This window comes from Psychrobacter sp. ANT_H3, from assembly GCF_027919975.1.
Taxonomy (GTDB): Bacteria; Pseudomonadota; Gammaproteobacteria; order Pseudomonadales; family Moraxellaceae; genus Psychrobacter; species Psychrobacter maritimus.
In genome coordinates this window covers 40,798-60,949 of the sequence record NZ_JAQISM010000003.1, presented here as the reverse complement: position 1 = coordinate 60,949, position 20,152 = coordinate 40,798, and the positions used below count along the sequence as shown (strand labels likewise).

Below are 20,152 nucleotides of genomic sequence, written 5' to 3'. Positions count from 1 at the left end.
TATTAAATCGAGATTTTATGATTAAAAAATTCATACCAAGATATCTATCGCTAAATGGCATTCATAAAAAAGAAAAGGTCATAAAAAAAGCTGAGTTAATCATAACCCAGCTTCTTTATTAAAAGAATAGCAAATTTCTCATCTCTTAATGACAAATATTCATAAGCAATATTTATAAGCAATGAAACTAATAAGCATATCCCTAGGTGATATCGGCGCTATTTTTATAACGACTCGTCAATTTTTATTTATAGTAAGCGTTTTCAGTACGGGTATGATCGGTCTCATCAATCACTTGCGTCAGCTCTGGAATCTGCTGTTTTAACTGTACTTCAACGCCCTGACGTAACGTCATATCAACCGCTGAACAGCCTTGGCAACCACCACCGAATTTTAATACAGCAGTCAGACCAACGCCTTCTTCATCAATCAATTCAAGCAGCTGTACATCACCGCCATGAGCGGCCAAGCTTGGGTTAATCTCAGACTGCAAGACATAGTTGATACGCTCTTCGACACTGGCATCGGCACCGACTTTTGGCACTTTCGAGTTTGGCGCACGGAATGTCAGCTGCCCACCAAAACGGTCTTTATTATAATCAATCACCGCATCTTCTAGATAAGGGACCGATGCCGCTTCAATAAATGCCGAAAAATTGTCATAAGTAAATTTCAAATCAGCGCTGTCTTCTTCGCCCGGCTGATTATAAGCCATGCAGCACTCGGCACGCGGCGTACCTGGATGCTCAACGAAAATACGCACGCCGATACCATCAGTATCTTGTTTCGCCAGTAAATCTGCCAAATAGCCTTGCGCGGCTTCGGTGATGGTGATGTTACTTTTGGCTTCCGTTTGCTCAGTATCTAACGCTGACTCGTAATCGGCAGCAGGTTCTACTTGAGTATCAGTTGGATTGTGTTCACTCATAATGCTTCCTATGTGTTATGACACAAGCGTTATATTGGTCACGTCTACTGTGTCGTCAATGTCATGTGAGGGTGGGATAAATGAGATTATCCATCATCTTGGTATATGGTTTTATTGCTTTAACCGTCATGACGGTTCGTATTTATTAACGGTTATTCGCAGTTATTGGCTCTATTATAGCGCACTTAACGCATAATTCCGACCGTGCTACTGCGATTTAGCAGTGGCCTGACTGCTACCTTAATAATCCATTTATCGTAACTGTCCATTCTATATTAAGACCACAAGCGAACTTATCAAGTTCAAAGCGCTTATTTAATGATAATCGGCATTTTACATTTATTAGTTCTATCCATGTACTTGGTCAACAAAAACCATTTAAAGTCTTTAAAAAGCCATAGCCTCATGTACGCATCCGTTCAATTTTGACGTAAGCAAATCAAATAAGCCTCTTGATTTAATATATAATTTTATATATTATAATTAAATATAACAAAAACTTTCGAATTCAATACCTAGCCTATTCCATAATTGACATAGCCGTTCAAGAAAACGTAGCAGTTTTTACCAAAAAATACGTTTGTATTTAACTCAGTTTTAATAAACCACGCTTGCACTTTATAAGCGTTTTAATCTGGCGTAACGAGGAGCATCCATCCCATGACTAAATCATTTAAAGACATCACCAAACACGTTTCAACCAATATGGCAAAATTACACAAGCATATTCCTGAAACCAGCAGAGCCTTCTCGCAGCTCGGTGCAGCGGCAACCGCAGATGGCGTATTGGACAAAAAAACCAAAGAGCTGATTGCCCTCGCCTTAGCGGTTGGCGCGCGCTGTGATGCTTGTATCGGTTTTCATACCAAAGCATTGGTACAACTTGGCGCCACCGAGCAAGAAGTCGCTGAAACCTTGGGCATGTGTGTTTATATGGGCGGCGGTCCGTCAATGATGTACGCTGCCGAAGCCGTTGCTTCATTTAATGAATTTAGTAAAGACGCTTAAACCTTATTCTTAATCAGCTTCATTGTTAAAAAACTGCCAGTGATTAAATCCATCACTGGCAGTTTTTTTGTCTATACGATGCTGATAGCTCTCATATCCTAGATTCATACCTGTAGATTCATTCATGTCTGTAGACTCACAGTTATGGAAGCATAACTATAAATGGCTAAGTTGTGCTATAACTTAGCCATTACGGCATTTATATACTAATAAGCATGGTATGAGTTTAAGAGAAAATCTTTATGATGACTGAGAATCTAACGTTAGTGACGACCAAAGATAAGGTGCAAATCGCTGTTTGGGAGATATTCGATAGTCAAAAAACCCATCAATGTTCTAATGTTGATACTAACAATGGCTCTGCTAAAAATGACACTGTTAAAAATGACACTGCTAATCAAGGGCAAAACATTTTCTTAACGCATGGTACTTTTTCAGATAAAAACACCTGCTTAAGAATCGCCGAATACTTAGCTGAGCTTGGCCATCATTGTTATATTATGGAGTGGCGCGGCCATGGTGCAAGCGCAGTACCAAAAGATAAATTTAACTTTGAAACCGTCGCAACCTATGATTTTGCTGCCACTTTCGATTATTTATTTAATGAATTAAAGCTCAGCAATTTACACTGCGTCACTCATAGCGGCGGCGGTGCTTGCTTAACGATGTTTTTAATCCAAAATCCGCATTACATCGCTAAAATCAATAGTATCAGTATGTTTGCTTGCCAAGTTTACGGCGCAATAGTCAATCCGAAGAACTATTTTAAAATAGTCGCCGCCAAGATATTTACGCGTATAGTCGGCTATATACCTGCCAGAAAACTCAACATGGGACCCATTAACGAAAGCCATCACACCATGAATCAATGGTACGAATGGAATTTGCGTAAAAACTTTCATAGCAGTTTTATTAAGCAAAAAGATATAGACGCTGCTGGTGTCAAAGACAGCGCTTTTGATAATCATAACCGTCAAAAAAATGCTATTCAGTTAACGGATGACGATTGCTTTGATTATCGGCAATATATGGCAAAGATTACTACACCGATTTATGCCATCAGCGCCAAGGGTGATAAATTTATCTCGCCTTCTCAAGGCTGCCAGTCACTTTTTAACGATTTTAGCAATCCTGATAACGTTTTTCGCGAATACTCAATTATTAATGGCGATTTAGACGATTACACCCATAGCCGTATCTTAAACAGTCGTCCCGCCGCCAAAGAGATTTGGCCAACGGTTACTGCGTGGATTGATAAGCATGCCAATTAGAAGAGTCTTATATTTATTTGTCTGAACAAACTTGAATACAGGTAATAGCCAATGGTGATACACCCCTAAACATCTTTACACTTGTCAGCAACTCCCATGCTGTGTCAGTATTGGCGGCATTACTTTTTTTAATCAATGAAATATCAGTAGTAGGAAAGTGGCGTATATGAGCGATTCAGCAGAGCAGCATGCAGATAAAAACAAACACTATCGTTATTTGGTATTTATTGGGCGCTTTCAGCCGTTTCATTGCGGTCACAAAGCGGTGGTCGATGAAGCCTTAAAACGTGCCGATAACGTCATTATGCTGATCGGTTCTGCTAACTTACCACGTAGTCTGCGTAATCCATTTAGCGTCGATGAGCGCGCGACGATGATAAAAAACGCCTACTCGCCAGCAGAAGCAGCACGTATCCACTGCGTTGCACTCGACGATGCACTCTACAATGACACGCGCTGGCTGCAATATGTGCAAGCGGGCGTCAAATCGGTCACCGGCGACTTGCAAACTGACATTGGGCTGATTGGTCATTCAAAAGACAGCTCATCGTATTATTTGTCATTATTCCCAAGTTGGGCGTCGGTTTCTGTGCCCAATTATCACAATTTATCCGCCACCCCTATTCGTGACAGCTACCTGATGGGTGCCACGCCAACGCCTGAGCGCACCCCTGAGTCGACCCGCAACGTCCTCAATGACTTTAAAAAGACTGATATTTATCAAAACCTGCATGAAGAAGCGGATTTTGTCGATAAATATAAAAGACAATGGGAATCTGCGCCCTACCCACCAACCTTTATGACCGCTGATGCCTTGGTCGTCCAATCAGGGCATATTTTATTGGTTGAGCGCCGTAGTATGCCAGGGCGCGGGCTGTGGGCATTACCGGGTGGCTTTTTGAATCCAAAAGAAACTTTATTTGATGCCTGTATCCGCGAGCTACGCGAAGAAACCCGTCTAAAAGTCCCTGAACCGGTACTACGCGGCTCTTGTCATAGTCAGCATACCTTTGATGATCCTTACCGCTCGGCACGTGGTCGCACGATTACCCAAGCATTTTACTTTCAGCTTAAAAACGACCCAAAAGGCTTACCAAAAGTAAAAGGCGGCGACGATGCTGCCAAGGCTTTTTGGCTACCGCTTGCTGAGCTTGATGCAACTATGATGTTTGAAGACCATTATGCAATTATTACTAAAATGGTTGGTTTATAGAATTTTATCAGACGGCTATCCAATCTTTTATTGACAATTTTTCACGCCAGCGCCGATAGACGGCAATGGTTTAGCGCCGCAACTGTTATTTAAAAAACAGCTACGGCATCTCAAAGCAGAGGAGTTCTGTGATGTATACCAGCAATCTAAACAATTTAATCTTAAATAGCGACAGCTATAAAACCTCACATTGGGTGCAATATCCAAGCGGTAGTGAGTATCTGTCTAGCTACATTGAGGCGCGTAAAGGCGATTACGATGTGGTGTTTTTTGGCTTGCAAGCCTTTATTAAAGAATACCTCAGCACGCCTATTACCCATCAAGATATCGATGAAGCCGAAATGGTCATTCAGGCGCATGGCTTGACCTTTAACCGTGCTGGTTGGGAGCTGATAGTCAATAAGCATGGCGGCTATCTACCACTACGCATCGAAGCCATTCCTGAAGGCAGCGTTGTTCCATCATCCAATGTGGTCTGTCAAATCATCAATACTGACCCTGAGTTCTATTGGCTACCAAGCTATATCGAAACGGCGCTACTGCGTGCAATTTGGTATCCTTCAACGGTTGCGAGCGTCTCGCACTATTGCAAAAGCATCATACGTCGGGCACTAGAAAAATCTGCGGATAATACCGAATCACTGATTTTCCGTTTGCATGATTTTGGTTCACGCGGTGCTTCGAGCCAAGAATCTGTGGCACTTGGCAGCCTTGCGCATTTGGTGAACTTTGCTGGTACTGATTCGATGACGGCTTTGGTTGCCGCTAGCCGTTGGTATCACATGGATAAAGAGATGCCAGCCTTCTCTATTCCTGCCGCTGAGCACAGTACTATGACCGCTTGGGGCCGTGATGGAGAAACCGCCGCCTTTGCCAATATGATTGAGCAGTTTGGCGGCGCTGATAAGAGTTTTTCCGTGGTATCTGACAGCTATGACTTATGGAATGCCATTGATAATATTTGGGGCGGTAGCCTAAAAGAAGACGTCAAAAATATGGGCGGGACTTTAGTTATCCGACCTGACAGCGGCGATCCGGCAAAAGTGGTTCGCGAAGCCTTGGAGCGCTTGGCAGTAAAATTTGGTACGACCATCAATAGTAAAGGTTATAAAGTGCTGCCTGATTATGTGCGTGTCATCCAAGGCGATGGTATCAGCCCGCAAAGCTTAGGCAAAATCATCGATGTGATATTGAACGCTGGTTTTAGCGCCGACAATATCACCTTTGGCATGGGCGGCGGGCTACTACAGCAAGTCAATCGCGATACCATGAGTTGGGCGATGAAAGCCAGTGCCATCTCTATCGACGGCGTGTGGACCGACATTTATAAAGACCCAGTCACTAGCCGCTCAAAACGCTCGAAAAAAGGCCGTTTAGCATTGATAAAGAACAGCAACGGAACGTTAGAAACTATTAAAGCTGATAATTTATCGACAGCAGAAGATAACCTATTACGCGATGTATATATCGATGGTAAATTACTTATTGAAGACAACCTCACCACTATTCGGGAGCGAGCAGGATGGTAGCCACTAAAAAAATGCAGAATAAAATAGCTTCGGTTGCAAGAGACGTGTTGTTCGCCCCTGTGTACCTGTATCAAGGGCACAAAATCAAGCGCGATACCGTGCGCCTGCCCGAACCAAATGGCGAGAGGCATGGTCAAGTTCAATTAAACAATGCAACTGACAGCGCTGCCAATACCTCAAAAGATACACAGCAAACGCTAAACTTGATGGTCGTTGGCGATTCGGCAGCGGCTGGCGTCGGTAGTCAGACCCAGCAAGAGGCGCTTGTCGGCAATTTGATTCCCATCTTGACCCAGCAGCCTATTATCCAGAGCGCATTTCATACATTAAACTGGTCTCTGCAAGCGACGACTGGTCATACCAGCTTTGATATTTTGCGCAGGCTTTATGTGTTGCCTGCGCCAAGCCAGCCTATCGATGTGATGGTATTAAGTGTCGGCGTTAATGACACCACCTCCAACGTCTCTGTTCATCAATGGCAACAGCAAATCGAAAATATCATTGCTATTGCCCAGCGAAAATTTGGTGTGCGAGAGCTGATTTTTTTAAGCCTACCGCCGATGGCACAGATGCCGGCGATACCTGCACCGTTGAATAACTTCGTCGGTGCCAAAGCCTCTATCCTTGATAACACCTTACAGCAAATTTGTGCCGCTCACGATAGTGTCACCTATATGGCAACGGACTTTGCCCGCATGATAGACGAGCATTCTAATGGCACCCCAATCGATATCAGGGTGATGTTTGCCAGTGATGGCTTTCATCCTAGCAGCCTTATGTACGGTTATTGGGCGCAGCAGTTGGCAGAGTTGATTGTCGACTTGCTAGATTCATCAGCTGCTAAATTAAACAGCCCTACCTTCTAAACAATAATAGCTAAAAAACTGACTTTCTAAACACTAACAGCTTAAAATTTAACGTCAAAATTTAAACAAAAAAAACCGCTGAATGTTCAGCGGTTTTTTATGGCTTAGCAAAAGACTGCTTAGCGAAATGCATTTATACCATAAGTATAAATTACTCTGCAGCGTCAGTATCAGCAGCTTTCTTACGGCCACCAAACGCACCAAAGCGTTTGTTGAAGCTTGCAACACGGCCTTCAGTAGAAGTTTTACGTTGTTCGCCAGTATAGAATGGATGCGACGCACTTGAGATATCAAGTGGGTAGTATGGATATTCTGTGCCTTCGTATTCACGAGTGGCTTTGGTTTTAACGGTTGAACGAGTTAAGAAAAACACGTCAGCGTTAGTGTCATGGAACAAAACTTCTTGGTAATTAGGATGGATATCTTTACGCATAATAAACTCTCTATGTCCGATGTATGTACAGCGCTTTTGATTAACGACGTTTTTGACTATTAATCACACTAACATACGTAACTGAGGCACTAAGGACATCTTCTGGTCTGGCAACTGCGTCACTGGCTTATTCCAGCACCCAACACCACACCGCTGCTCACTTAGCCTTTCCCCAGCGGGAAAATCAAACCGCGATTTTAACGGTTTTTGTCGCTCGATGCAAGCAGCTTCTACGATAAGAGCTCGTCTTAAAGCCATCATGCTATGTTAAAAAACCGCATAAATAACCAAAAAAAGGCAGCCACGCTAGCTGCCTTTTTATGGAAAACTTATTTTTGGAAAGCTTATTTTTAGAAAAATGGAAAGTTATTTGGTTTTTACAATGTGCCAAACGCCAAGTTTATTATCGCCATCTTTATCGCCAACCTTTGTGTCATTGGCATAAAAGTATAAAGGTTTACCATTCATTGCCCACTGATATTTGCCATCTTCGCGTTTAAAGGCGGCGAACTGCCCTGACGCTTTGGCATTACTCGGTGCCATAAATGCAGGCCAAACGAGCAGACAGGCGCTGCCACATTCTGACTTATTCATAGAATCTTTATCAAAAGTATATAAGGTCATATGATTGCTAGCATCGACGAGCATGCCGTTTTTACTAGCGACAGGAGCCGTGTTTTTATTGGTCGCTTGCACATCGTGCATACCCGAATCGTCATTGCCGACCATATTATTTAGGGTTGAACAACCACTGAGCGCTAGCATGCCACTAAGAGCAGATAATACCAGTATGTGTTTCATAATAACTTCCTTGTTAATAGTGAAAAATTTTTTATTGGATTTCTTCTTGTCATCGGCTGCTTTTAACCATAATACGTACAATGATTGAGGTACATGAAATGGTTTAGCGCTGGCTTCAAGTGTTTTTAATATAGCATAGGCATCAAAGCGCACGTTTCTCTCAGCATATAAATTTACAAAAGCGCCTAAAGTTTACAAATAACGCAAAATTAAATACTTAACTCTATAAATACGCTTAGCAGCGCTCAGGCTTTAACCTACCGCCCCAGTGCTATTCATTGACAAAACTGATGCACGTACTTACCTATTTATCCTTATATAAGTAGCCGTTTTTCGTAGAATAACGCTATAGAAATTAGGAATGACTGCACAATGGCAAATATGACCATCGCGGCTTAAGATACGTATTGAACTTGGCTGCCCATGCACGCATATCGTCTGTATGCATATCGATAGCGACACCCTCTATAAAACATAAGCGGTTTAAAATAAAAATAGTTAGACCTCGATTATTTAAAAGTACCTTGTTATTTAAAAGCACCTTGGTATTTAAAATTAACTTGGTATTTAAAAACACTTTATCTACAAACAAATCATTTCACGAATACGCCGAGCAGCTCCTGATGACAGGAATGCGATTAAGGATATAACAACGACAATGACTCATTCTTTTACGAACAATCAAGCGCCTGCTACCAAACGGGTTGGTATTCTCGGTGGCGGTACAGCTGGGGCAACCATTGCAATTCGTCTGGCAGCCTTAGGGCTTGAAACCTATCTATTTGAAAAAAACACCTCGCTTATCGATGGTCCACCGATGTGTCATTTGCATGCTGGCGGCAATCTATACCGTGAAATTCCTGATGAAGATTGCGTCGCTCTGCTCAAACAATGCATCGATATTTTACGCCTTTATCCTTATACCATCGATGTACGCCCGACGGTATTTGCTGTGCCTACCCGCGATGAAGGCTTGCCCGAAGACTTGCTACCGCGCCTTGATATCTTGACTGACGCTTATCGTGAGCTTATCGCTGAAGATGCCAATAATAAAGTACTCGGCGAACCTGAAAATTACTATCAGCTCTATAGCCATGAGCAATTGATTGCATTGTCTGAGCGTGAGCAAGTAACGGTGCCGCGGTCGGTTGACGAATGGATGATACCGGTCGCTAAGTATTTGGATTTAAATAAAGTCAAATTTCCGCTGATTGTCGTACAAGAATATGGCTGGAATATCTTCCGCTTGGCAGCGTCTGCGCAATTGGCTTTAGAAGGCTATGAGCACGCGCATGTCTTTACCGATACACAAGTTAAGCAAGTCATGCCCGTCGACTGTGAGAATTGCTCAAACGCTGACCATCATGTGACTAAATGGCGTATCGATTATCAGCAAGGTGCTAGTTTAGACCCTGAAGCGCAATCTAACGGCAAAATCGAATCTATCGAAGTCGATTACTTAATCAACGCTTGCGGTTTTCGTACCGGCGTCATCGATGATATGGTCGGCGTCAAAGTCACGCGTATGGTCGAGTTTAAATCCTCTTATATCACCCACTGGGATGACACCGGCGGGCAGATACCAGAGATTATCGTCTATGGCGATCGTGGTACGCCAGAAGGCATGGCGCAGCTAACGCCCTACCCCGGTGGCTATTTTCAAATACATGGCATGAGTAAATTTATCACCTTATTTGATGATGGCTTGGTCGCCTCCAATAAAGACAGCGCCCAGCCTGAATTGCCGTCGCAATACTTACACTATATCGAAGATGGCTGGGATAAAGCGCCGCTGCAAGCGCGTAGCCAACAAGCGATTGATTACGTCGCTGAGTTTGTGCCCACTTTCCATAGCGCGCGTACGGTCGGTAACGCGCTATACGGTGGCCAGCAAATACCCGGTCAAGACGATACGCTGCGGGTTGCCGATGTGAGCTTATACTCTAATATTCGCTATGCGCGCGCAGAAAACGTCAAAGCCTCATCGACGCTGATTGCTGCCGATCAAATCGTTGATGAATTGACTGAGCTTGGTTTGATTGCTAATGATATGGCAGAAAATAGTCAGCGTTATGCCCATGAATGGGCGTATTTAGCGCAAAATGATAGCGTGGAGATTGATAAAGTTGCGCGTCATTTGGCGCAAGAACGCGGCTTTCCATTAGCAATGGCAGGCGTAAACCATGGTATTTGTGAAACGAGTTAAAATGATTTAAATGTTAATAAAATTAAAACAAAAAAGGAGAGAAAGGCTAATGATAAGCCCTTCTCTCCTTTTTTATGTAAAGGCAGTATATATTAGCGCCTAATTAGCTTAGTTACCGGCCATTTTTTCGGTATCGACCGCGCCTTCTATGGTTACCACTGTTTTTAGCATGTCAATCGCTTCACTAATGCTATTACAAACGACCAAACGCTCAAGGTCTTCTTGCTTCATAAAGCCTTGGTCAGCGGTATATTTTAAATGCTCAATCATACGGTCATAGAACCCATTGATATTCAGAATAATCATCGGTTTTTCGTGCTGATATAACTGACGCCACGTGGCGATTTCCATAATTTCTTCTAGCGTCCCAAGCCCGCCCGGTAAGGTAATAAAGGCATCGGCATATTCTGCCATCACCGTTTTACGGGTATGCATGGTATCGGTCAAATGCAGACGGGTCAGCTGCTCATGAGCAATTTCGTGCTTGAGCATAAAAGTTGGAATCACACCAACCGCTTGCGCGCCGCCTTGGATGACTTCATCTGCCACTGCGCCCATCAGCCCGATGCTCGCGCCGCCATAAACCAGACCCATGCCATTATCGGCAAGCTCACGGCCAAGCTCGCGCGCTGCCTGCTCATAGACTTCATTATTGCCCAAACGCGAACCACAATAAACCGCTACTAACGGCATCGTCAACGCTGATTTATCCACTGCTTTTTCAATATTGGTAATATCTTGACTGGTAATGACTTCATAAGTGTCATTATTAATTTTCATTTGCATAAAACTTCCTTAATTTTTATATCGACTTTTTATTAAATATATAGCTACTAAATACTTGGCTATTAAAACACGTTTATTCATACCTGGTGGTTTGTTGATGTGTGTTGATTGGTCAAAATAAATACTGATTAATTTTTTTGGTTAATATTGTGCAAAACAAACCATATAGAATTCGCACATAGAACCTGCTTATAGAACTTAGAAGTCATTTTCGCCTACCTTCCTACCTAAGATTTATTTTACCATAAGCGGTGTTGTAACTCGGTCATCATGCGGTTATCGCAGAGTTATGCCATAGATTAAACAATTAGTCGCAGCTCAATGACGATATGATTAACACTGATTATTAAACGCTCAGCGCATCTTAAGCGTTTTTATTTACCCAAAGCATTTACTGATAAAAAAGTACCTACTCATAAAAATGGCAATAACATATTAAGGTTAAACCATGGAAAATACGCAGAATCAAACGGATACTTATGCACTAAGCATCATGACTGATCGCAATCGGGCATTGGCAGCGACTGTCTATCGCCCTAAAGATGAGGTGAAAGCAGCGGTCATGATAGCACCAGCGACCGGTATCAAACGGCAGTTTTATCACAATTTTGCCACTTATTTAGCAGCCAGTGGCTTTGGTGTCCTAACCTTTGATAATGAAGGTATCGGTGAATCGCTATCGTCTGATTTGGCTAAATGTGACGCCTCTTTAATCAGTTGGGGTCGCCATGACATGCCAGCCGTGCTTGATGCCTTACAAGACGAATTTGCCGATGCGACTTATCATTTGATTGGTCATAGCGCCGGTGGTCAGCTGATTGGTTTAATGCCAAACTACCAAGTCATTACGTCGGTCTTCAATGTCGCTTGCTCATCAGGGCGCATCAAAAATATGGACATGCCTTATAAGCTCAAAGCGATGGGGTTTATGGATGCCTTTATCCCACTCACTAACTTAACCTTCGGTTATACCCCGGCGGATAAAATCGGTATGGGCGAGCCGCTACCACGCGGCGTCGCTCGTCAATGGCGCGAGTGGTGCAATGGCGCAGGCTATATCAAGACCGCTTTTGGCAAAAGCATTCATACTCACTTCTATGATGAGCTTGATATGCCAGCATTGTGGCTTGGCTTTAGCGATGATGAGATTGCCAATAGCAAAAATATGGATGATATGATTCGCGTCTTTAGCAAAATGCCAGTCGAAAAACGCTTTTTTGAGCCAAAAGAGTTCGGCTTAAACAGTATCGGTCATATGCGCTATTTTAGTAGCAGAACCAATGCCAAAGCCCCGCAGCTTTGGCAAATGGCGGTCGATTGGTTAGCTAAGCAGCAATAAGTTCTGTTGAGTTAATCCATTTAAGCGCAAGTCTATTTAGTCTTGCGTGTTTTTTGCTGCTTGTTCTGCTTTAACACGCTTGGTCAAAGCAGAATAGAGCGACGGCTGCATATTATAGATATTACCCAGCATCCATTTTACGTAGCTGATAGGTACGTCTTTAATCAGCATACCCTTATGTTTACCAAAGGGCATTTTGCTCACCGGATTGGCTTTATTGGCGATAGCATGGACCGCCGCAAAATCTGTCGGTGCAATCTCTAAACGCTCGCAGCACGCCTGATAAAGCAGATAACACATGCGCGCATCGCCGAGCGCATCATGAGCGGCAATCGTCATTCTGTTTGCTTCCCCTTTACCTAATAACTGCTCAATACATTTCGACTGACCATAGGCGCTCCACTCTGGAAAAGCGATGCGCGCCAGCCGCACCGTACATATTAGCTTAGCAGACGGACTGCCAATCACCCGCCAATCAAAGCGCACATTATGCCCAATCAAATACTGCGGCAACTCAAACGCATCCAACTCAAAGCGCTCAAGACCGGCGACATCATCATCGGTAATACCATGAATTCTAATGACCACGGGTGATATCGAGCGCCCACTATTAAAGTATTTCATCCACTCAAATCCCGTCGCTACATTAATAGTCGCCACTTGAATCGGACGCGGATCACGACCTTGATCGGTTTCGGTATCGATAATCAGCGCAGTATCAGTCATAAAGATTTAGCCATCATTATTTAAGCATAGTTATTGATAGATAGTTATTTCGCTATAGGTAGCAATATTGGTGTTTTAAGTGAGATTGTAAAAGCTAGGTAAATTTAAAAGCCGCGTGAATTTTAAAAGCCACGTAACTTTTAAAAACTACGTTATGTTTATGGGGATAAAAACTAGAAATAACAATGGTATACAAAGAATAGAGACGTTAACTCTTATACTACCCATTAGAGTTAACTCAAAAAAAATAAAGAGATATCGATGCTAGCAGATGGTAATAAGCCTACGCCAAATCCAAATTCAAAACCAACCTTTTTACGCCGTGTAATAAGTGTATTCATCAAGGCAGCTGTATTATTGATGCTGTTATTTGTATTTGACAAGCTCTTACCGAGTATCAGTCAACAAACCCAGTCGTTTGTGATGGCAAAATGGCAACAGCTCAGTTTATTACAACAAGAATTACCGACAGAAAACAGTCTGCCCTCGCCATTACCAGCACAGCACCTAACCGATACATGGGGCGGCGCGCGTAGCCAAGGTCGCTCTCACGAAGGCATCGATATATTTGCCAAGCGAGGTACGCCGATACAAGCAACGACACAAGGCATCGTCAGTAAAGTCGGTGAAAATACGTTAGGCGGTCGCGTGGTGTTCATCATTGGACCGGGCGGCGCAGGACATTATTATGCGCATCTAGAGGATTATGCCGATATTAGCCCAAACGACTGGGTAAATAGCGGCGATACTATCGGTTACGTCGGCGACAGTGGTAATGCCAAAGGTACGCCGCCGCACGTCCATTACGGGATTTATATCAATGGCAGCGCGGTCAATCCTTATCCTTTGCTACAAAAGCCTGACAGCTAGCCTTTAAAACTTTAGTGCAAAAAATTAAGCTTGTAAAAATCAAGCTTCTAAAACGTTAAACCTCTAAACTTCCAATAAAAAATTTAACGGTCCATCGTTGATACTTGCCACTTGCATATCAGCGCCAAACTCACCAGTTGCTACATTAGGATGTTGGGTTTTGGCGTAATTTACCAGTTGCTCAAACAATGCTTGCGCGGCATCGGGTGCCATTGCTCCGCCAAAGTCAGGACGACGCCCCTTATCGGTTTTTGCCATTAAGGTAAATTGTGAGACCAGTAATAAACCACCGCCTACTTGCTGAACATTTTTATCCAATTTACCAAACTTAGCAGGGTCATCATCATTATCAAAAATGCGATAAGTGAGAATTTTATCAATCATACGCTGCGCACTTTGCAAATTATCATCATGACCCAAGCCAATATAGGCCAATAGACCATGTTCAATCTCACCAACGCAGTGTGCATCGACAGTGACACTGGCGCGCTGCACCCTTTGTATCAGTGCTCTCATTTATAGCATTCCTTATTTATAAATAGCTTACCGTTTATGGTCATACAATCATACCCTGACCATGATAAAATACCGCCATTAACTTGCCTAATTAATTATTACATCAAACCCTATTTTGGTAGCCTCATTATGAATTTATTTGCCACCCTTCAACAATTTGTGCCGCAGCAGCAATTGAGTAAAGTAGCTGGACGTTTGGCCGCCAGCCGCCATCCTTATGTTAAGCGCACCTTTATCCGCAGCTTTGCCAAAGCTTACAATGTGAGCTTAGATGAATACGAGCGCCAAAGCTTTAACGCTTATGAAAGCTTTAATGACTTTTTTACCCGTGAGCTAAAAGACGACGCGCGTATCATTGATAGCCGTGCAAACGGTATTGTGAGTCCTGCTGATGGTGTTATCTCGCAGTTAGGGCAAATCCGCGACCATAAGTTGCTGCAAGCAAAAGGCCGTCATTATGATATTGGGCAACTACTCGCTGATAGCGAAGATGGCAGCTATTTTGCTGATGGCAGCTTTGCCACTGTGTACCTCGCGCCGAGCAACTATCACCGCGTGCACATGCCATTTTCTGGTACCTTGACCAAAACCCGTTATGTACCGGGTACGCTATTTTCTGTCAATAATACCACGGCGGCAAATGTCCCTGATTTATTTGCCCGTAACGAGCGGTTGGTCTGTTTATTTGACACAGAATACGGCAAAGCAGCGGTGGTGATGGTTGGAGCAATGATTGTCGCTGGTATCGAAACGGTAGCAACCGGCAAAATCAGCCGCACTGATGATATCCAAGAAGCTGAGCACAATATGAGCTTTGCAAAAGGCGATGAGCTTGGACGCTTTTATTTAGGCTCAACCGCGATTGTAGTACTACCAAAAGGCGCAAAAGCCGATTGGCAAGACAGCATGCAAGCCAATAGCGTGGTACAAATGGGACAGTTATTGGGTGTTGCTAACCCTAAATAAGCCGCTGTTTCATGATAAAAATATAAGCCCAATTAAGTATGAATCATCATGCTTAATTGGGCTTTTTAATGGACTTTACAGCTCATTGCCCTAACTATAAATGGTAAATTATAGTTCTATTTACCTAAGCATCAATCAGCCATCCTTGCTTAGTCGCATAGTCAATCTGTTTTGCTAGCCACTCATGGATACTCGGAAAGCTGTCTTTAATAAATTCATGCGCGCCAGCAACTTGCGAGCGTGTAACGTTAGCATCAATCCAGGTTTTTCCATTGGTATTTAAATTAAGCAAAAACGGTAACAAGCGATCAACCACTCTCAGCAGCTGGGTTTCTTTACTATGACCCGTTTCCTGCTCTTCCCAAACCTCACTTAAATCAGCAATCCCATTGCCACGCTCACTTTGTAATCGAGTAATTCCGGCACGCTCATCAACGTGCGCATCACCACGGCTATCGGCGTATAGAAAAGTATCGCCGGCATCAATCTCACCCAAATCATGTATCAATGCCATTTTGAGCAATTTTTCGTGATTAACATTTAGCTCAAACAACTCAGCGATTGACCAACATGCCATCGCCAAATGCCAAGAATGTTCGGCAGAGTTTTCCAATCGAGTTGTGCCCGTCACATAGCTGCGCCGATTGACACGTTTAAGGGCATCAAGCTCTAATAAAAAGTGCGTCACGTCATCGATATCGATATTTAAGGCGAGCTTTGGATTGGGTAATGGTGTTTGTTTGGTTGCTAATATGGTGTTTGCTGAAATGGTTTCTAACGGCATGGCTTGCTCTGCTTTAATCGGTGAATGGTTAGCGCTTTATCTAACTCTAATCTTTATGCAAAGGTGCTTATTATAGTAGATATTTTACGCGTGCTACTAGCAATCTAAATTTTTTCAGCGGGAGATAATGGCAAGTGTCTTAATTTTTTATTGTTTAAAACTAAACTAATGCTCATAATAAGGCAACAGGCAATGCATAAGCTATGGACAAGGCTATGCACAAAATAATGGATAATAACCTGCACCAGACAAGGATATGTCGATGCCACCCACCACTGACGCCACCACGCGTGCTAATTCATCAACTGCAACTTCAATTATTTCCAAGCAAAAACCGCCTAATAAATGGCTTATTATCGCAGGCTTCTCTCTTTTACTGGGGGTCAATCAGTTTTTATGGCTGACCTTTGCGACCATCGTAATTAGCACCGAGGCACATTTTGGCGTTAATGAATTTTTCGCCAATTTATTAACCTTGATATTCCCTATCGTTTTTGTGTTGCTTGCCATCCACTCTGGCAAGGTGCTCGATAACATCGGCTATAAAAAAATCGTCAGCTTAGCGGCGCTGCTTATGCTGATAGGCTCAATAATACGTTGGTTGGGCGCTGATTATTATTGGCTAGTATTTGCAGGGCAATTACTTATTGCCATCGCTCAGCCGTATATCACCAATGCCATCAATCAAGTGACATCCGACTGGTTTGATAAATCGCAAATCGCCACCGTAACGGGCGTGATTATGGGCGGGATGTTTTTGGCGACTGCCCTTGGCGCTTTTGCCCCTGCCCCATTAATCGAGGCATTTGGCTTCTCTGGTATGCTACTTATCAATGTCATTATTACGGCGGTGGCGGTAGTAGGCTTTTTATTAGTGGTCGCTGAAAAACCCAAACAACAAGATAGCGCTATCTCACTGCACGAAATCGAATCGCTATTAAAAAATAAGCGCCTATGGTTTATCTCATTAGCGGTGTTTATTGCGATGGGTTATTTTAATGGATTAAGTAACTGGATTGCGCCTATTCTTGCGCCCCGCGGTATTGATGAAGCGACGGCGGGCATCATTACTGCCATGCTGATCGTCGGCGGTATTTTAGGCGCGCTACTGATTCCGCTATTATCTGACTATCTGCAAAAACGGCGCATTTTTTTAATATTGGCAACGCTGGTTGGTGCTAGCGCCACCTATCCTTTACTGTATTTAACCACAGGAACCACAACATTATTGCTCAGCTTTATATTAGGATTTTTCTTATTGGCAGGTTATCCATTACTGATTGCCGCCGCTGAAGATACCGTACACGCCTCACAAGCGGCCAAAGCAGTGGCTATGCTAATGATGATGGGCAATCTAGGTGGCGTTATGATGGTGTTGCTGATGCAGGGCGTGAAAGGACTGACAGGCAGTTGGACGCCGACTGGTTGGGTACTGATTATTGCTGTCGCTTCAGCTACTTTTTTAGTCTTAAAAATAAAGGATAAGCCAGCAATTAAATCTACTGTTAAACCAAGTTCAAACGTTGTTTAAAAGCGTTATTTCAAATCGTTACTTAAAGGCGAAAAAAGTTAGTATTGAAAAAAAATAGCGCCTAAGTCTTAAGCGCTATCTTTTGTTATTAACCATTAAAAAAACTGTTTTATAACCACTCAATCCGCTTAATTAAGTCACTTAATCAAATTACTAATGGTCTTAAAAGCAGGGTCTTTACTACTGCGACACAGCTCAAAAAGAATGGATTCTACCGTACTAATCACGCCACCAGCGCGGCGGATACGGCGAATCGCTTGCTTTTTATCATACGGAAAGCGCGAGCCGACGGCATCACCAATAATCACTGGCTGCATGCCATTATCGAGCAAATCAAGCGCCGTTTGCATGACACAGACATGCGCCTCCACCCCAAATAATAGAACAATGCTACGATTCTGCTGCGCTAGATAATGCCACGAATCGTCATTATCACAAGCGCTAAAAGTGACTTTTTCAAAGCTTTTGGCATTATCACCTTCTAGCACATCACGTATCTCAGGCAGGGTATCGCCAAGTCCCTTTTTATATTGCTCATTGAGCATAATAGGAATATCAAGCGCTTGCAGCCCTTTGATGAGAGTGACGGTCTTTTTGACAATATTTTCATGGTCATAGATATGCGGCGTTAAGCGTTCTTGAACATCGATAATCATCGCTTGGGTATTTTCACGGGCGATACGATAAGTGCGATCGGTAATCATGGTAGACATAGTACACTCCTTGTACGACTGACATTAATAAGTAAAGGCGACGCTATATTTGGCCTCTATATCATTATTATTAAACCTAGCTCTTATTTAGTCATAGTTTGCTGAGGGCGTCAATGGAGATAATTTTTATTAACAACTTATGAACGTTGTGTCATAGATACCTCGTTATTTTTTATAAATAAAAAAGCCTCCAATCGCTTGATTGGAGGCTTCTTTTAAAATGCTAAAATATTGCAAAGCTAATACAGTCTAAAAATTACACACGCTCAATAATCGTCGCGATACCTTGACCAAGACCGATACACATAGTCGCAAGACCAATTTCAGTATCAGACTGCTCCATGGCGTTTAACAAGGTAACCGTGATACGAGCACCTGAACAACCTAGTGGATGACCTAGTGCAATCGCGCCACCGTTGATGTTGACGATGTCTTGCTTGTCCGATAAGTTCAAGGCTTTAAGTACTGACAAGCCTTGCGCTGCAAACGCTTCGTTTAGCTCGATGGTTTGCATATCATCGATGCTCATGCCAGCGCGCTTAAGTGCTTTTTGGGTAGCAGGTACAGGACCGTAACCCATGATAGCGGCATCACAACCAGCAACAGCCATGCTACGAATACGAGCGCGAGGCTTAAGACCTAAGTCTTTGGCTTTTTGTGCGCTCATGACTAGCATTGCTGACGCACCGTCAGATAATGCAGATGAGGTCGCAGCAGTGACCGTACCGCCTTTAGGATCAAAGGCTGGACGTAACTTTTGCATTTGCTCCATCGTTGCATCTGGACGAATCACTTCATCAACGGTACATAGTTGCAAGCGACCAGCAGCATCATGACCTTCGATACCGATGATTTCATTGTCAAAACGACCTTCAGTTGTTGCAGCCCATGCGCGGCGATGTGACTCAAGACCAAAGGCATCTTGCTCTTCACGAGTGATATTATTCATACGACCAAGCATTTCAGCGGTCAAGCCCATCATGTTTGAGGCTTTTGCATAGTGCTTTGACGCTTCAGGGTTGAGATCAACGCCATGCATCATGCCAACGTGACCCATGTGCTCAACACCACCGATGATGAAAACTTCACCTTGGTTGGTCATGATTTGCGCGGCAGCAGTGTGTAGCGCCTGCATAGATGAACCACATAGACGGTTAACAGTTTGGCCGCCAGCAGTCTTTGGAATACCAGCCAGCAGACCGATGTTACGACCGATGTTCAAACCTTGCTCTAAAGTCTGGTTTACACAGCCCCAGATGATGTCTTCGACGTCACGTGGGTCAAAGTCATTACGCTCAACCAAGGCACGTACCAGCTCAGCTGATAAGCTATCAGCGCGAACATGGCGGAACATACCGTTTTTAGATTTACCCATTGCTGAGCGTACGCCATCTACGATGACCACGTCTTTTGGACTTAAAATTGTCATACTATCTTCCTTTTCAATTTTTATTGTCAGTGTAGTCAGTTGATTTTAATGCTATGACTGCGTCAATCTCGCTTAAAGTACAATAGGTACCTCTGCGCTCGATTTTCTTGTACTGGCCTAAATTCAACCAACTATAATCGTACGTCTGCTATTAAAGAATATTGGCATTAAGGAGCATAAATAACTAATTTTCTCTCAGCCTTAATAACAAACGTACGGCACTTCATCCTAGTAATG

The 20,152-nt window shown here is 43.3% G+C and carries 19 protein-coding genes; 10 read left to right on the top strand and 9 right to left on the bottom strand.

Translation table 11 applies throughout. The annotated features are described in order from the left end of the window. Positions 1-244: 244 nt before the first annotated feature. The gene (gene nfuA / locus PG901_RS02750; protein WP_183621311.1) at positions 245-928 is read right to left on the bottom strand and encodes a Fe-S biogenesis protein NfuA; all 684 of its coding nucleotides are present in this window, start codon (positions 926-928) and stop codon (positions 245-247) included. 660 nt (positions 929-1,588) lie between these two features. Between nfuA and PG901_RS02745 the strand changes: the two genes are divergently transcribed. The 5 genes from PG901_RS02745 (at position 1,589) to PG901_RS02725 (ending at position 6,815) form a co-directional block, all read left to right on the top strand. Continuing rightward, positions 1,589-1,936, top strand: coding sequence for a carboxymuconolactone decarboxylase family protein (locus PG901_RS02745; RefSeq protein ID WP_201565742.1), 348 nt, complete (start codon positions 1,589-1,591; stop codon positions 1,934-1,936). Positions 1,937-2,178: 242 nt separating this feature from the next. Further along, the gene (locus tag PG901_RS02740) at positions 2,179-3,207 is read left to right on the top strand and encodes an alpha/beta fold hydrolase (protein WP_271133425.1); all 1,029 of its coding nucleotides are present in this window, start codon (positions 2,179-2,181) and stop codon (positions 3,205-3,207) included. Between the two features lie 166 nt (positions 3,208-3,373). Then, the gene (locus PG901_RS02735; protein WP_271133424.1) at positions 3,374-4,420 is read left to right on the top strand and encodes a bifunctional nicotinamide-nucleotide adenylyltransferase/Nudix hydroxylase; all 1,047 of its coding nucleotides are present in this window, start codon (positions 3,374-3,376) and stop codon (positions 4,418-4,420) included. 131 nt (positions 4,421-4,551) lie between these two features. Next, positions 4,552-5,949 carry a nicotinate phosphoribosyltransferase gene (locus tag PG901_RS02730; protein ID WP_271133423.1) on the top strand — a complete coding sequence of 466 codons (1,398 nt, stop codon included), beginning with the start codon at positions 4,552-4,554 and terminating at the stop codon, positions 5,947-5,949. Further along, the gene (locus PG901_RS02725; RefSeq protein WP_271133422.1) at positions 5,943-6,815 is read left to right on the top strand and encodes an SGNH/GDSL hydrolase family protein; all 873 of its coding nucleotides are present in this window, start codon (positions 5,943-5,945) and stop codon (positions 6,813-6,815) included. The genes PG901_RS02730 and PG901_RS02725 overlap by 7 nt, the downstream gene beginning before the upstream one ends. Positions 6,816-6,966: 151 nt before the next feature. Here the strand turns inward: PG901_RS02725 and PG901_RS02720 are convergent, their stop codons facing one another. Beyond that, positions 6,967-7,248, bottom strand: coding sequence for a type B 50S ribosomal protein L31 (locus tag PG901_RS02720; protein ID WP_149491046.1), 282 nt, complete (start codon positions 7,246-7,248; stop codon positions 6,967-6,969). A gap of 366 nt (positions 7,249-7,614) precedes the next feature. After that, positions 7,615-8,049: a COG4315 family predicted lipoprotein gene (locus tag PG901_RS02715; protein WP_201565752.1), complete on the bottom strand. Its 435-nt coding sequence runs from the start codon at positions 8,047-8,049 to the stop codon at positions 7,615-7,617. 658 nt (positions 8,050-8,707) lie between these two features. Here PG901_RS02715 and PG901_RS02710 point away from each other — a divergent pair. Further along, positions 8,708-10,255, top strand: coding sequence for an FAD-dependent oxidoreductase (locus tag PG901_RS02710; RefSeq protein WP_271133421.1), 1,548 nt, complete (start codon positions 8,708-8,710; stop codon positions 10,253-10,255). A gap of 108 nt (positions 10,256-10,363) precedes the next feature. On the opposite strand, the gene PG901_RS02705 is transcribed toward PG901_RS02710, so the two are convergent. Continuing rightward, the gene (locus PG901_RS02705) at positions 10,364-11,041 is read right to left on the bottom strand and encodes a TIGR00730 family Rossman fold protein (protein ID WP_201541104.1); all 678 of its coding nucleotides are present in this window, start codon (positions 11,039-11,041) and stop codon (positions 10,364-10,366) included. Between the two features lie 448 nt (positions 11,042-11,489). Between PG901_RS02705 and PG901_RS02700 the strand changes: the two genes are divergently transcribed. Further along, positions 11,490-12,380, top strand: coding sequence for an alpha/beta hydrolase family protein (locus PG901_RS02700; RefSeq protein ID WP_271133420.1), 891 nt, complete (start codon positions 11,490-11,492; stop codon positions 12,378-12,380). 36 nt (positions 12,381-12,416) lie between these two features. Here PG901_RS02700 and PG901_RS02695 read toward each other — a convergent pair whose 3' ends face one another. Next, positions 12,417-13,106 (bottom strand): putative quorum-sensing-regulated virulence factor, encoded by a 690-nt coding sequence (locus PG901_RS02695; protein ID WP_271133419.1) that lies wholly within the window; start codon positions 13,104-13,106, stop codon positions 12,417-12,419. Positions 13,107-13,367: 261 nt separating this feature from the next. Between PG901_RS02695 and PG901_RS02690 the strand changes: the two genes are divergently transcribed. Further along, entirely contained in the window at positions 13,368-13,976 is a 609-nt protein-coding gene (locus PG901_RS02690) for a M23 family metallopeptidase (RefSeq protein ID WP_271133418.1), read from the top strand. Positions 13,977-14,039: 63 nt separating this feature from the next. Here the strand turns inward: PG901_RS02690 and dtd are convergent, their stop codons facing one another. Continuing rightward, positions 14,040-14,492 carry a D-aminoacyl-tRNA deacylase gene (gene dtd, locus PG901_RS02685; RefSeq protein WP_271133417.1) on the bottom strand — a complete coding sequence of 151 codons (453 nt, stop codon included), beginning with the start codon at positions 14,490-14,492 and terminating at the stop codon, positions 14,040-14,042. Between the two features lie 129 nt (positions 14,493-14,621). Here dtd and asd point away from each other — a divergent pair, with 129 nt between their 5' ends. Then, a complete protein-coding gene (asd, locus tag PG901_RS02680) occupies positions 14,622-15,458 on the top strand; it encodes an archaetidylserine decarboxylase (protein WP_271133416.1) in 837 nt (278 codons plus the stop codon). A 124-nt stretch (positions 15,459-15,582) separates the two neighbouring features. Here asd and PG901_RS02675 read toward each other — a convergent pair whose 3' ends face one another. After that, positions 15,583-16,242 carry an HD domain-containing protein gene (locus PG901_RS02675; protein WP_271133415.1) on the bottom strand — a complete coding sequence of 220 codons (660 nt, stop codon included), beginning with the start codon at positions 16,240-16,242 and terminating at the stop codon, positions 15,583-15,585. Between the two features lie 262 nt (positions 16,243-16,504). Between PG901_RS02675 and PG901_RS02670 the strand changes: the two genes are divergently transcribed. After that, positions 16,505-17,773, top strand: a complete 1,269-nt coding sequence (locus tag PG901_RS02670) for an MFS transporter (protein WP_271133414.1) — start codon at positions 16,505-16,507, stop codon at positions 17,771-17,773. 137 nt (positions 17,774-17,910) lie between these two features. Here PG901_RS02670 and PG901_RS02665 read toward each other — a convergent pair whose 3' ends face one another. Both PG901_RS02665 and fadA read right to left on the bottom strand, forming a co-directional pair. Next, on the bottom strand, positions 17,911-18,486 hold the full coding sequence (locus PG901_RS02665) for an isochorismatase family protein (RefSeq protein ID WP_173239808.1): 576 nt from the start codon (positions 18,484-18,486) through the stop codon (positions 17,911-17,913). A gap of 256 nt (positions 18,487-18,742) precedes the next feature. Continuing rightward, entirely contained in the window at positions 18,743-19,915 is a 1,173-nt protein-coding gene (gene fadA, locus PG901_RS02660) for an acetyl-CoA C-acyltransferase FadA (protein WP_201629586.1), read from the bottom strand. Positions 19,916-20,152 lie beyond the last annotated feature (237 nt).